We start from the raw sequence: 13,041 nt of genomic DNA, 5'->3' as shown, positions 1-13,041 counted from the left end.
TAGACCTCGGTCACGGTAGACTATGACGATTGTTATAGCCAGAGGGGAGTGCTCAGAGGTGGGCAAGAGCAGTGCGCCGTCGCGCGAACGGATCGTGGCCGGTGCCGCCGACATGATCAGCCGGCGCGGGCTGAGCGCCACGAGCATCCGGGAGATGGCCAAACACGCCAAGGCGCCGCTCGGGTCGACGTACCACTACTTCCCCGAGGGCAAGCAGCAACTAGCCACCGAGGTCGTCCGGTTCACCGGCGAGTGGGTGGCCCGCAGCCTGCGCAAGGAGCTGGAGGCGGGCCCGGCCGAAGGGCTGCGGGCCTTCCTCGGCCTGTGGCGGAAGATCGTGGTGGAGAGCGACTTCCACGCCGGCTGCCCGGTCCTGGCGGTGGCCATCGAGGAGCCCCCGGCCGACGAGATCCCACCCGCTCTCGCCGCTGCGGCCGAGGTCTTCGAGCAGTGGGAAAGTCTGCTGGCCGACTCCCTGCAGGCGCACGGCGCCGATGCCGACCAGGCCGCGCAGCTCGCGACGCTCATCGTCGCCGCCGTCGAGGGCACAGTGGCCATGTGCCGAGTCCAGCGCAGCACGCAGCCGCTCGACCGCACCGCCGCACAGCTCCAGGCGCTCATCACCGCTGCGATCAAGGAATGAGCCCCGGGAACGTTGATCTGAGGGTGCGGGGTGGCTCGGCCGAAGCTGTGGGACGTCGATGACGAACTGTGGGGTGTGATCGAACCGCTGTTGCCGAAGGTCGAGCGGCGGACTCGGCATCCAGGTCGGAATCGGCATCCGGACCGGCTGGTGTTCCAGGGCATCCAGTTCCTGCTGCACACCGGGGTCGCTTGGGAACACTTGCCGCAAGAGCTCGGCTTCGGCTCGGGCATGACCTGCTGGCGCCGCCTGGCCGAGTGGACCGAGGCTGGCTTGTGGCCCCGGCTGCACCAGGAACTTCTGGCGAAGCTGCGCAGCGCGGACGTGCTGGACTTCTCCCGGGCGGCGGTCGACGGCTCTCACATCCGGGCGCTGAAGGGGGCCCAAGACTGGACGAACCTCTGTCGATCGGGGCAGAACCGGCAGCAAACACCACCTGATCACTGACGCCACCGGCATCCCACTCGCCGTCACCCTGACCGGCGGTAACCGCAACGACGTCACCCAGCTCATCCCGCTCCTCGAAGCCGTTCCGCCGGTGCGCGGCAGGCGTGGCCCCCGGCAGCGCCCGGACATTGTGCTCGGTGACCGCGGCTACGACCACGACAAGTACCGCCGCCTCGTCCGGGCTCTCGGCGTGAAGCCGGTGATCGCCCGCCGGGGCACTGAGCACGGCTCAGGGCTCGGGACTCACCGCTGGGTGGTGGAGCATGCGTTCGCACATCTGCACTGGTTCCGCCGCGCGCGGATCCGCTGGGAGATCCGCGACGACATCCACGAGGTCCGCTCAGTCTCGGATGCTCCATGATCTGCTGGCGCAGGCTGAGCTCACTCCGATGACAGGTGCCCGTCCCAGGCGCCGAGCACGGCGCTGAGCAAGCCCCGATGAGTTGCGACCCAGTCGGACGGTAGATCGATGGGCACCCGCACGGTCGTCATCGAGATCAGTTTGTCTTCAACCACCACCTCGGGGCAGTCACGCTCGCCGTTCAGGTCGATGCAGACGGATGGCCCGCGCTGGACGTGCAACCAGGCGATGTCCTCACCGGCCTCCAGGCGGTCCAGTGCCTCGGCCCACGAGGTGAGCCGCGATCGCCACAACGAGAGGTCCACGCGGCCGGCCACGAACGGCGTGTCGACGACAATCTCTGCGGCGAGCCCACCGGCCACACCCTGCAAGGGGCCAAGCACGGTGATGCGCACACTGTTGCCTTCGTCATCGCACAAAAGAGCCAGATCCAACTGCCCAGCCGGCACCACCGACCTCGCCGGTTTCCAAGGCCCTGAGCGAAGCGGTCACCACCTCCTCGACGGGCATGCCTCCGCCGTCGTGTACGCGCGCCACATCACCGGCTACCGGATCCTGACCCCGGGTGAGATGGAACTCGGTTGCCGTCAGCCCGGGGCACAGCACCTGGACACGAACCGGCGCACCGTCCAACTCTGCGGCGAGGGTTCGACTGAAGGTGACCACGTACCCCTTGGTCCCTCCATAGACCGCCCGCACCGGCAGAGGGTCCGGCGGAAGCGAACCGGCGAAGGTGAGGGTGGAAGCCACATTCACCACGGCGCCGCGGCCGCGTGCCAGCATGCCCGGCATGGCTGCACGAGCGAGCCGGGCGAGCGCCACCACGTTCACGGCCATCACCTTCTCCAGCAGTGCTGTATCGGTCTAGGCGAAGGGGCCGCCACCAGCACCAGATCGTGACCATCCGCAGCGAGCCGACGTGCGTAGGCCGCACCGATGCCCGAGGAGGCACCGGTCACGATGGTCGTTCCCTCGGCGGGAAGGGATTCGGGATGGGTGGTCATGAAGTCCTCCTTGTGTTCGTGATTCGACGGAGGCGTCCCTCAGGTGGACACCGCCCGGGTCCAGGACCGTCGACGGCTACGCGGCGGGGATGTTCCTGGCTTCGGCAGTGATGATCTGCAGGGCCTCGGTGATGCGGTCGTGGTGGGTGCGGTGGGAGACGACGCAGACGCGCAGGGTGTAGCGGCCGTCGACAACTGTGCTGGAGAGCACGACGCGTTGGTGGCCGTTGATCCGCTCCAACAAGCGGCGACTCGCCGCATCGGCCCGCTCGGCGGCGGCCCGGCTGCCGTCGGCGGGGCGGATGCGGAAGATCACGGTGGACAGGTCCGGGCGCTGCGGGACCTCGAGTGCCGCGATGCCGGACAGTGTGTCGTGGACGTGTTCGGCCAGGTCGAGCTTCTCGTCCAGGGCCTCGCGGAAGGCGTCCACGCCGTGCAGGTGCAGGGGGAGCCAGGCCCGCAGACCCCGGATCTCGTGGGTCAGCTCGGGCCCGAGCCGGCCGGAGTCCGGGACGCTTGCCGGCGTTCCCATGTCCTGGAGGTAGCTGCCGGTGCCGTCGTGTGCGGCGTGCAGGGCGGCGAGGTCGCGGACGACCAGTGCGCCGGTGCCGAACGGCATGAACAGGGTCTTGTGCGGGTCCAGGGTGATGGAGTCGGCCTTCTCGATACCGGCGAGGCGCCGGGCGCCGCGTGCGGTGAGCCGGAAGAAGCCTCCGTAGGCCGCGTCGACGTGGAACCACACGTCCTCGCGGCGGGCCAGGTCCGCCAGCTGGGGCAGTGGGTCGACGGTGCCGGTGTCGGTGGTGCCGGCGGTGGCCACCAGAAGGAACGGCCGCAGCCCGGCGTCCCGGTCGGTGCGGATCATCGCGGCGGCGCCTTCGGGGTCCATGCGCAGGTCGGCAGTGTGCGGCACGGTCCGTATGTGCGCGGCGCGGATGCCGGCGAGGCGGGCGGCCTTGGCGACGGAGTGGTGGGCGAAGGCGGTGGTGTAGACGGTGCCGCCGGCGAGATCCTCGCCGAGCCTGTCGTGGCGGGCGGCGACCGTCGCGGAGAAGGTGGCCATCGAGCCGCCGCTGGTCAGCAGGCCGCCGCTGCCCTCCGGGAGGCCGCACACCTCTTGGGCCATCCAGCGGATCACGCTCTCCTCCAGCGCGGCGAGGGCCGGAGCCACCGAGGCCAGGCCGCCGTAGCGGTTGGTTGCGCGGTTGTAGAACTCGGCGAGCGCGGCCGTGTACAGGCCGCTCCCCGGGATGTAGGCCAGGTGGCCGGGCCCGGCGGTCTCCAGAGCGCAGTCGGCGGCCTCGTCCAGGCGCGCGAGCAGGGCCTTCAGGTCGCCGCCCCGGGCGGGGGGCGGTGCCAGGAAGGACTCCGCGAGGTCGGCCTCGGCCTGCGGGGACAGGGGGCTGGTCGCGGGACGGGCCGCGAGCTTGTCGGTGCGGTCGACGACACGGTCCAGGACGAGACGGCCCATCTCGGTCATCGCGGCGCGGTCGGGTTCCAGGGGGAAGTGGTGCATGAGGCAGTCCGATGCGTGAGAGAGGTACGAAGGCGGCGGTCCGGCACACCGGCCGGAGCACATGACCAGGATGCGCCGCGAAGCTCGGCACGCGATGGCGCAATCAGCGCCCGCGCGGCCCTGTGACGCGGGATTATTCGCCAATCCGGCTAGTACGCTGAATTTCATGCCACGCCCCCTGTACGACCGCATCGACCGGGCGATCCTGGACCACCTCCAGCGCCACGGACGCACCCCCAACGTCGACCTCGCCGAGGCCGTACGCCTGTCACCCTCGTCCTGCCTGCGCCGCACCAAGGGGCTGGAGGAGGACGGGGTCCTGGCCGGCTACCGGGCCGATCTGGACCGCGAGCGCCTCGGCCTCGGGCTGACGGTGTTCCTCTCCCTCAAGGTCGAGCACTCCCGCACCACCTCCCAAGTGGTCGAAGAGGCACTCAAGGCGATCGAGCACGTGGTCGCCTGCCATGTGGTCTCCGGCGACGCCGACTTCTTCGTCGAACTCGCCGTGCCGGACCTGCGCACCTTCGAGAGAGTGCTAACAGACCAGATCCTGGCCATCGGCCCTATCCGCGACGCCCGCAGCACCTTCTGCATCCGCACCGTCATCGACCGCGGCCCGCTCCCCCTCAGCTCCTGGACCGCCCCGCGGGCATGACCGGACAATCCGGCTTCATCCGCTTGAGGAACACCACGATTCCCCGGCCCGAAGATGAAGCAGCAAGCCGAGCAGGCCGCCGCTTTCGTGGAGGCATGATCACCTCGCTACTCTGCGGCTGATGGCTGGGCTAGGACTTCGGGGCCGAGATCCCCGTGGGTTCAAGGAAACCGAAGGTCCTTCAGCCTGAACCCACGGGTGCACCGGTCTGCTTCAGGTCGGTAGACCCGTGGGTTCGGTTGGAACACGAGGATGCTGCGTGAGTCGAAGAGCTTCGGTCGTGACATCGGCGTCGACCTGCGCCAGTGTTCTGTCGCCGTATTCGAGGATGTCGTAGTCGTCGTCCAGGTTGGCGAGTCGCTCGGCCAGAGGCAGCTCGTGCCCGAAGCGCTGATGGATCCTGAAGGCCAGCTCGCGTGGCGTCAGTTCGCCGGCCAGCATCCGCGATGTCTGCTCGGCAGCTTCTCCTGCTCGCGCTCGCGGTCAGCTCGGCGGCGGGCGACACCGACAGGGCGACCGTGGCCGCTCGGCCCGGATGGTTCCCTGACGCGGCCTGCGAATCGACCAGGCTGTCGACACTACGGCGACCGCGGGTCCCGCGGTCGCCGTCTTACCGCACCATCGGACGGCGCTCCGTGCACGTCGGCCAGGCCGACGGATACTCGAAGCCGCCCACCGTGCTCTTCGGGGCACCGGGCCGGCTTGCGTGGTCCGTCTCGAGGACGGATCTAGCGTGCGAGCAGACACGCTGCGCTGCCCATCGCACCGGCGCAGGCGAGGAGGGCGGAAGCACAGGCCGCGTGACGCTTGAGCAGACCACGTCGGAGCTCGGCGTACCGCGACTCGTACTCCTGCCGGAGCTGGGCGGCGCGCTCGGTGGTGCTCAGCAGCATCTGGCGAGTGAGGTCACTGTGCTGGCGAACGAAGTGGTACGTGACGTCCTCGGCCTGGGCCGTGGTCAGCCAGGAAAGCCGTTCGCAGAGGCGCTCGGCTTCCCGGTGCGCCTGCTCGTGGTATGTGCGTGCGAGGAGAAAGCCCTCGACCGTATCGGCCCGCCCCCTGCCGCGTCCGTCGTGCGGCGCCTCGCGTCTGCCGCGCTTCACCGCGGATCGCCTTTGTGGCTCTCGGCGTCGATCGCGTCGCGCCTGCCGGCGTTCTCACGCTGTTCGAGCTCCGCCAGCTCCGGGTGGTGCAGGTCGAAGGCGGGGGATTCGGAGCGGATGCGCGGCAGGGTGAGGAAGTTGTGGCGGGGCGGCGGGCAGGAGGTGGCCCACTCCAGGGAGCGGCCGTAGCCCCACGGGTCGTCGACCTCGACCCGCTCACCCTTCTGGGCGGTCTTCCAGACGTTGTAGAGGAAGGGGAGGGTGGACAGGCCGAGGAGGAAGGCGCCGACGGACGAGAGGGCGTTGAGAGCGGTGAAGCCGTCGGCAGCCAGGTAGTCGGCGTAACGGCGGGGCATGCCTTCCGCCCCGAGCCAGTGCTGGACCAGGAAGGTGGTGTGGAAGCCCACGAAGAGCGTCCAGAAGTGGATCTTCTCCAGCCGGTGGTCGAGCATGGTGCCGGTCATCTTCGGCCACCAGAAGCTGAACCCGCCGAACATCGCGAACACGATCGTGCCGAACAGGACGTAGTGGAAGTGGGCCACGACGAAGTAGCTGTCGGTGACGTGGAAGTCCATCGGCGGCGAGGCGAGCAGCACGCCGGTCAGACCGCCGAAGAGGAACGTCACGAGGAAGCCGACCGCCCACAGCATGGGCGGCTCGAAGGAGATCGAGCCATTCCACATCGTGCCGATCCAGTTGAAGAACTTCACCCCGGTCGGCACGGCGATCAGAAAGCTCATGAAGGAGAAGAACGGCAGGAGCACCGCCCCGGTGGCGAACATGTGGTGGGCCCACACCATCACGGACAGGCCGGTGATGGCGATGGTGGCACCGATCAGACCCATGTAGCCGAAGATCGGTTTCCGGGAGAACACCGGAAGGATCTCGGTGACCACGCCGAAGAACGGCAGGGCCAGGATGTAGACCTCGGGGTGGCCGAAGAACCAGAACAGGTGCTGCCAGAGGATCGCTCCGCCGTTCTGCGGATCGAAGATGTGGGCACCGAACTTCCGGTCCGCCTCCAGGGCGAGGAGGGCCGCGGCCAGGACCGGGAAGGCCAGCAGCACCAGCACAGAGGTGAGCAGCACGTTCCAGGTGAAGATCGGCATGCGGAACATGGTCATGCCGGGCACGCGCATGCAGACGATCGTGGTGATGAAGTTGACCGCGCCGAGGATCGTGCCGAACCCGGCCAGCGCCAGTCCCATGATCCACAGGTCGCCGCCGACATAGGCGGTGTGCTCGCCGCCGCTCAGCGGCGTGTAGGCGGTCCAGCCGAAGTCGGCGGCGCCCTGCGGCGTGAGGAAGCTGCTCAGCACCATCAGGCCGCCGAAGGCGAACAGCCAGTACGAGAACATGTTCAGCCGCGGGAAGGCGACGTCGGGGGAGCCGATCTGCAGCGGCATGATCGCGTTGGCGAACCCGGCGAACGTCGGCGTCGCGAACAGCAGCAGCATGATCGTGCCGTGCATCGTGAACGACTGGTTGTACTGCTCCTGGGACAGGATCTGCAGCCCGGGACGGGCCAGTTCGGCCCGGATCGCCATCGCCAGCGCCCCGCCGACCAGGAAGAAGGCGAACGACGTGATCAGGTAGAGATGGCCGATCTTTTTGTGATCGGTCGTGGTCAGCCAGGCGACGATCACCTGGCCCTGAATGCGGCGCCCGGCCGCCGGTACCGGAGAAACGGGTTCGGTATGGGTCGCCATCGGACTCCTCGATCGGCAGCAGCGCGTGCACGGCCAGGGCGGGGCGGCGCACGTGGATCCGCCCTGCCGGTCGCGAGGTCGGGCGGTGCGTGACCAGCCCGGCGGAAACTAGTCCGGTTGGTGCCAAGCCGCACTCGGCAGAGGATGTTTCTGGGCTCAATGGACGCAGGATCCATCCGGTCGAGTGGTGTCCGCCTCGACCTGGGGTCCGCTCACCGGGTTCGGCGCGAGTCCGCGGCGGGCGGCCTGTCCACGGCGCGCTCTCTCAGCCGCACCCCGCCGTCCCACGACGGCGATCCGGGGGCTTCCCGCCATACTCACCGGCGACCCCGGCTCGGACACGCCCTCGCTCTCGACGGGCGGAGCGGTTTCCGTGCCGCGGCGCCAATTCGCACAGCAGCGCCGTGGCGTCGTCGTTGAGACGCCCGTCGTGGTGCTCGAGCACGGCGCGGACGAGCCGGCGAAGCGTTTCGGGAGCGGCCGGGCCGTCAGGTGCCCACGCGCCCGGAACTGGAGCGGTTCTTCTTCCTCGATGACGACGACCGCGACCTGATCGCGCTGCGGCGTACGGACGCGCACCGGCTGGGCATGGCGGTGCAGATCTGCACCGTCCGCTACATCGGCCGGTTCCTGGGCGACGACTGTCGACGATCAAGTTACGCGATTCCAGTACCGCGACTTCACCGACCGGCGGTGGGGGGCGTGAGTTCCGCGGGTTCCTGTATGGGCGGGCGTGGACGCACGCCGAGGGGCCGGTGGCGCTGTTCAACCACGCGGTGACGTGGCTGCGGAAGAACCGGGCGCTGCTGCCGGGGGTGTCGGTGCTGGCCCGGCAGGTGTCGGAAGCCCGTACGGCGGCCGAGCGGCGCCTGTACGAGGCGGTGGCCCGTGCCGCGCACCGGGCCGATCCGGCGCTCGCGTCGGCGCTGGCCGGGCTGCTGGTGGTGCCGGAGGGCAAGCGGGTCTCGGAGCTGGAGCGGCTGCGCACGCCGCCGGTGAAGTCGACGGGCACTGCGATGGTGCGGGCGATGGAGCGGGTGGAGGAGATCTCCGCGTTCGCGCTTGGGCGGGTGATCCTGTCCCGGGTGCCGGTGAACCGGCTGTCCACGCTGGCCCGGTACGGGCAGCTGAGCAAGGCCCAGACGATTCTGCGGGCACCGAAGCCGCGGCGCACGGCGCTGTTGACGGCGGTGGTGCGGCAGTTGGAGGCGCAGGCGGTCGATGACGCGCTGGACCTGTTCGCGGTGCTGATGGCGAACCGGCTGATCAGCCCCGCGCGGCGAGCCTCGGAGCGGGAGCGGTTGGCGATGCTGCCGCAGTTGGAGAAGGCGCCGCGCATCCTGGCGAAGGCGTCGAAGATTCTCACCGAGGAGCTGGACCTGGTCGCCGAGCACGACGCGGACCTGGACGTCGCCGCGCTGTGGGCGGCGTTGGAGGAGGCCATGCCGCGCATGGCGGTGGCCGGGGCCGTCGCGACGGTGGAGGCCTTGGTGCCCGAGGACGACGGATCGGCTGAGGCGGCGATGCGGGAGAAGCTCGGCCTGCGCTACAACACCGTGCGCCCGTTCCTGTCCCTGCTGGGTGAGTCGGAGGCGCTGGACGCGGGTCCGGCCGGGCGGCGCATCCTCAAGGCGGTGCGCCGCCTGCCCGCGCTCTCGCGCCGCCGGGTCAAGGACCGGCCGCTGCTGCCCCGCGAGGTCGACGCCGACCTGGTGCCCGCGATGTGGCGCCGGGCGGTGTTCTCCAACGCCAAGCTGCCCCAGGGCGCCGTGGATCGCGACGCGTATGTGGTGTGCGTGTTGGAGCAGCTGCACCGCGCGCTGAACCGGCGCGACGTCTTCGCGGCTCCCTCGAACCGGTGGGCGGACCCGCGCGCCCGGCTGCTGGACTTTCTGCGGTGGGAGGCAATGCGCCCGGACGTGCTTGCGGGCCTGTCCCTGACCGAGGACGCGACCGAGTATCTGGCCCAGCTCACGCGCGGGCTGGATGCGGCGTGGCGGCAGATGGCCGACCGCCTGGAGGAGGCCGGCGCCGACGCGAAGGTGGAGATCGTCGTTCCCGAGGGCGCGGGGCGTGCCCGGCTGAGCGTGGACAAGCTCGGCGCGGTGGGCGAGCCGGAGTCGCTGACCTGGCTGAAGGCCACCACGGGGGTGATGCTGCCCAGGATCGACCTGCCGGACCTGCTGTTCGAGGTCCACTCCTGGACCGGGTTCCTCGACTCCTTTGGGCACGTCTCCGACCGGCGTACCCGCATGGAAGGGCTGCTCGTCTCCCTGGTCGCCCTGCTGGTCTCCCAGAGCTGCAACATCGGGCTGACCCCGGTCATCGACCCGACCAACAAGGCGCTGACCCGCTCGCGGCTCTCGCACGTAGACCAGAACTACGTGCGTGCCGACACCATCGCCGCGGCGAACGCCGCGCTGATCGGCGCGCAGTCCCGCATCGAGCTGGCCCAGATGTGGGGCGGCGGCCTGCTTGCCTCGGTCGACGGCCTGCGCTTCTTCGTCCCCGTCCGAAGCATCAACACCGGGCCTTCGCCCAAGTACCACGGTTACAAACGCGGCGTGACCTGGCTGAATGCCGTCAACGACCAGGTCGCAGGGATCGGTGCGATGGTCGTGCGCGGCACCCCGCGCGACAGCCTCTGCACGCTGGACACGTTACTGAACCTGGACGGCGGGGTGAAGCCGGAGATGGCGGCGACTGACAACGCCTCGTACTCCGACATGGCCTTCGGCCTGTACAAGATGCTCGGCTTCCGCTTCGCCCCGCGCTTCCGCGACCTGGCCGATCAGCGGTTCTGGCGGGCCGACCTGCCCGAGGGTGAGGGACCGGCCGCCGGTTACGGGCCGCTGGGACGTGGCCTGCAACAAGGTCAACTGCAAGAAGATCGCCACGCACTGGCCGGACATGCTGCGGGTGGCCGGGTCGCTCATCACCAACCAGGTGCGGGCCTACGACCTGCTGCGGATGTTCGGCCGCGAGGGGCACCCGACCCCGCTGGGGGCGGCGTTCGCCGAGTACGGGCGGATCGACAAGACCATGCACCTGCTCGCCCTGGTCGACCCGGTGGACGACACCTACCGGCGCCTGATGAACCGGCAGCTCACCGTGCAGGAGTCCCGCCACCGGCTGGCCCGCGCGATCTGCCACGGCGGCCGGGGCCAGATCCGCCAGGCGTACCGCGAGGGCCAGGAGGACCAGCTCGCCGCCGTCGGCCTGGTCCTCAACGCCGTCGTCCTGTGGAACACCCGCTACCTCGACGCTGCCGTCGCCCAACTCCGCGCCGAGGGCCACGACATCAAGGACGAGGACGTCGCCCGCCTCTCCCCGCTCAAGGACCGGCACATCAACTGGCCCTGTTCGAGACGGGTGACCGGGTCTTCGGCGGGTTCGGCGTCGTGATCACTGTCCTGGCGGTGATCGGCCTGATCACCAGCGCGGCCCAGAACTTCTACGGTTCGTCGCTCACGATTCTCAGCGCGGTCGACTCCGTACGGCCCATCAAGGCCACGGTGACCAAACGGCTCGTTGCGCTGATCGCCGCCGGCGTGATCGCCGTGTTCATCGCGGCGAACGCCAACGACAGTCCGGTGGTGTTGTCCAGGACGCCGAGACAGTTCGGTCCGAGCATCGGGCGGTCCACGGCGTGAACAGGTACAGCATGATCGCCAGGAAGCTGCCGAACGCCACCGTCGGCGAGGACGGCGACCCGTGATCCGGCGGGCGGCCGGGTACGCACCACCTCGCCGAGGAGCGGCAGTCGATCACCCAACTTGAGGCCGCGATCCGCGCCCGAGAGATCGGGGGCGATAGCGACATCGCCGAACACTTCACGAAGCAGGGCCACGAGTGTGGGTGACCAGCCGCAGCGACGCCGGCCGGGAAGCCGCACTCGCCCTCCGCGCCACCAGGGCGTTCTGCCGGGCCAGCCCGTCGGCTCCGGTCGGTCCGGGTCGAGCATGTCGTCGCCGGTCCAGCCCGGGGAGGCGGCGAGCGGGTCGTCCGCGTCGATGGACCTGGCGTATGCCGCGAGCCGCCGCCGATCGTGGCTCCGAGATAGGTCCACCAGAACGTGGCCCGGGTATTGACCGTCTTCGGCAGGTAGCGCGAGCGTGGGTGGTGTCGTCCGACCAGGCGCGTTCCCTAATAGGACCTACCGAGGCTCCATCCGGCAGACTCGGTGCCTGGTAGCCGCCATCAGGTGAGCACTCTTTGTTCCCTGGACTCCGAGTCCTGTTGACAGATCGTGCCCCTGCTGGTCGGCCAGGGGCGAAATCGCTGATGGGATGTCGTGCCCGCCCGGTTGCGGCGTGAGCACAGCCTTATTAGGTCGCTGATGGTTCTCCTGCGGGCTACTGCCGATCGAGGTCGATGACGGAGGACGAGTTGCTGTTCGTTGGGGACGACTGGGCCCAGGACCACCACGACGTCGAGTTGATGGACGCAGCAGGCCGTCGGCTGTCCAAGGCTCGCCTGCCGGAGGGCGTCGCGGGAATCGAACGACTGCACTCGATGATCGGTGCGGAGCTCGGCGAAGACAGCAAGGCCGAGGTCGTGATCGGAATCGAGACCGATCGGGGCCCGTGGGTGCAGGCGCTGATCGCCGCCGGCTACACGGTGTACGCGGTCAACCCGCTGCAGGCCTCCCGGTACCGGGAACGCTTGGCTGTCTCGGGGGCCAAGAGCGACGGGGCCGACGCGCACATGCTCGCTGACATGGTGCGTACCGACTCCCACCAGCTCCGCCCGATCTCAGGGGACACCGCCGACGCCGAAGCGGTCAAGGTCGTGACACGCGCACATAAGACCCTGATCTGGCAACGCACCCGCACCACGCAGCGGCTGCGGCACGCCCTGCTCGACTACTTCCCCGCCGCCTTGGCGGCCTTCGACGACCTCGACACCCTGGAACTACTGGCCAAGGCAGCCGATCCGGTCGCCGCTGCGAAGCTGACGACCACACAGATCAGTGCGGCCCTCAAGCGCGCCCGCCGACGCGGCATCCCCGACAAGGTCACCAGGATCCAAGCCGTACTGCGCGCCAAGCACCTGGGCCAGCCCACCGCTGTGACGGCAGCCTACGCCGTCTCCGTTCGCGCGCTCATCGCGATGCTGGTCACCTTGAACGAACAGGTCAAGTTCCTGCACGCGCAGGTCGAGGACTTCTTCGGCCGACACCCGAACGCCGAGACCATCCGGTCCCAGCCCGGACTGGGAGCGATACTCAGCGCCCGGGTACTCGCAGAATTCGGCGACGACCCTCACCGTTACGCCAGCGCCAAAGCCCGCAAGAACTACGCCGGCACCACCCCGATCACCCGCGCCTCCGGCAAGAAGAAGATCGTGACCGCCCGGCACGTTCGCAACGACCGGCTCATCGACGCCCTGATCGCCCAAGCATTCTCCGCACTGCGTGTCTCCCCAGGCGCCAGGGCCTACTACGAGCACCAACGCGCCCGCGGCATCGAGTTCAACGCCGCCCTGCGCCAACTCGCCAACCGGCTCGTGGGCATCCTGCACGGCTGCCTCAAAACCGGCACACCCTACGACGAGGCGACCGCCTGGTCCCACCGAGCCCACGCACTCGCCGCGTGACACCT

At 69.3% G+C, this 13,041-nt stretch carries 11 protein-coding genes and 2 pseudogenes; 6 read left to right on the top strand and 7 right to left on the bottom strand.

Annotation, left to right across the window (positions count from 1 at the left end; all coding sequences use genetic code 11):
* The first annotated feature begins 58 nt into the window (after positions 1–58).
* Both ACWCPF_RS19385 and ACWCPF_RS19380 read left to right on the top strand, forming a co-directional pair.
* Complete coding sequence (locus ACWCPF_RS19385) at positions 59–643, top strand: TetR/AcrR family transcriptional regulator (protein ID WP_451046261.1); 585 nt, start codon at positions 59–61, stop codon at positions 641–643.
* Between the two features lie 30 nt (positions 644–673).
* Positions 674–1,483: pseudogene (locus ACWCPF_RS19380) on the top strand (IS5 family transposase).
* On the opposite strand, the gene ACWCPF_RS19375 reads toward ACWCPF_RS19380, so the two are convergent.
* The 4 genes from ACWCPF_RS19375 to ACWCPF_RS19360 all read right to left on the bottom strand — a co-directional run bounded on the left by ACWCPF_RS19375 (position 1,472) and on the right by ACWCPF_RS19360 (position 3,971).
* Positions 1,472–1,846: a DUF5959 family protein gene (locus tag ACWCPF_RS19375; RefSeq protein WP_451046260.1), complete on the bottom strand. Its 375-nt coding sequence runs from the start codon at positions 1,844–1,846 to the stop codon at positions 1,472–1,474. The pseudogene ACWCPF_RS19380 and the gene ACWCPF_RS19375 sit on opposite strands and share 12 nt — an antisense overlap.
* A 13-nt stretch (positions 1,847–1,859) precedes the next feature.
* Positions 1,860–2,288: an SDR family NAD(P)-dependent oxidoreductase gene (locus ACWCPF_RS19370; protein ID WP_451046259.1), complete on the bottom strand. Its 429-nt coding sequence runs from the start codon at positions 2,286–2,288 to the stop codon at positions 1,860–1,862.
* Positions 2,288–2,455: an SDR family NAD(P)-dependent oxidoreductase gene (locus tag ACWCPF_RS19365; RefSeq protein WP_451046258.1), complete on the bottom strand. Its 168-nt coding sequence runs from the start codon at positions 2,453–2,455 to the stop codon at positions 2,288–2,290. Before ACWCPF_RS19365 ends, ACWCPF_RS19370 begins: the two co-directional genes overlap by 1 nt.
* 76 nt (positions 2,456–2,531) lie before the next feature.
* Positions 2,532–3,971, bottom strand: a complete 1,440-nt coding sequence (locus ACWCPF_RS19360) for a pyridoxal phosphate-dependent decarboxylase family protein (protein ID WP_451046257.1) — start codon at positions 3,969–3,971, stop codon at positions 2,532–2,534.
* Between the two features lie 166 nt (positions 3,972–4,137).
* Here ACWCPF_RS19360 and ACWCPF_RS19355 point away from each other — a divergent pair, with 166 nt between their 5' ends.
* On the top strand, positions 4,138–4,626 hold the full coding sequence (locus ACWCPF_RS19355; RefSeq protein WP_451046256.1) for an Lrp/AsnC family transcriptional regulator: 489 nt from the start codon (positions 4,138–4,140) through the stop codon (positions 4,624–4,626).
* A 213-nt stretch (positions 4,627–4,839) separates the two neighbouring features.
* On the opposite strand, the gene ACWCPF_RS19350 is transcribed toward ACWCPF_RS19355, so the two are convergent.
* The 3 genes from ACWCPF_RS19350 to ctaD all read right to left on the bottom strand — a co-directional run bounded on the left by ACWCPF_RS19350 (position 4,840) and on the right by ctaD (position 7,438).
* Entirely contained in the window at positions 4,840–5,067 is a 228-nt protein-coding gene (locus tag ACWCPF_RS19350) for a hypothetical protein (protein ID WP_451046255.1), read from the bottom strand.
* Between the two features lie 287 nt (positions 5,068–5,354).
* On the bottom strand, positions 5,355–5,729 hold the full coding sequence (locus tag ACWCPF_RS19345) for a hypothetical protein (RefSeq protein ID WP_451046254.1): 375 nt from the start codon (positions 5,727–5,729) through the stop codon (positions 5,355–5,357).
* Positions 5,726–7,438 (bottom strand): aa3-type cytochrome oxidase subunit I, encoded by a 1,713-nt coding sequence (ctaD, locus tag ACWCPF_RS19340; RefSeq protein ID WP_451046253.1) that lies wholly within the window; start codon positions 7,436–7,438, stop codon positions 5,726–5,728. Before ctaD ends, ACWCPF_RS19345 begins: the two co-directional genes overlap by 4 nt.
* A 492-nt stretch (positions 7,439–7,930) precedes the next feature.
* On the opposite strand from ctaD, the pseudogene ACWCPF_RS19335 reads away from it, so the two are divergent.
* The 3 genes and pseudogenes from ACWCPF_RS19335 to ACWCPF_RS19325 form a co-directional block, all read left to right on the top strand.
* Positions 7,931–10,792 (top strand): annotated as a pseudogene (locus ACWCPF_RS19335) (Tn3 family transposase); the annotation flags it as partial.
* A gap of 47 nt (positions 10,793–10,839) precedes the next feature.
* Positions 10,840–11,091 carry a hypothetical protein gene (locus ACWCPF_RS19330; RefSeq protein WP_451046252.1) on the top strand — a complete coding sequence of 84 codons (252 nt, stop codon included), beginning with the start codon at positions 10,840–10,842 and terminating at the stop codon, positions 11,089–11,091.
* Positions 11,092–11,827: 736 nt separating this feature from the next.
* Positions 11,828–13,036 (top strand): IS110 family transposase, encoded by a 1,209-nt coding sequence (locus tag ACWCPF_RS19325; protein WP_451046409.1) that lies wholly within the window; start codon positions 11,828–11,830, stop codon positions 13,034–13,036.
* The last annotated feature ends 5 nt before the right edge of the window (positions 13,037–13,041 follow it).

This window comes from Streptomyces sp. NPDC001858, from assembly GCF_053594615.1.
The sequence above is the reverse complement of the archived record's forward strand: the minus strand, read 5'-3'. Positions and strand labels throughout refer to the sequence as shown.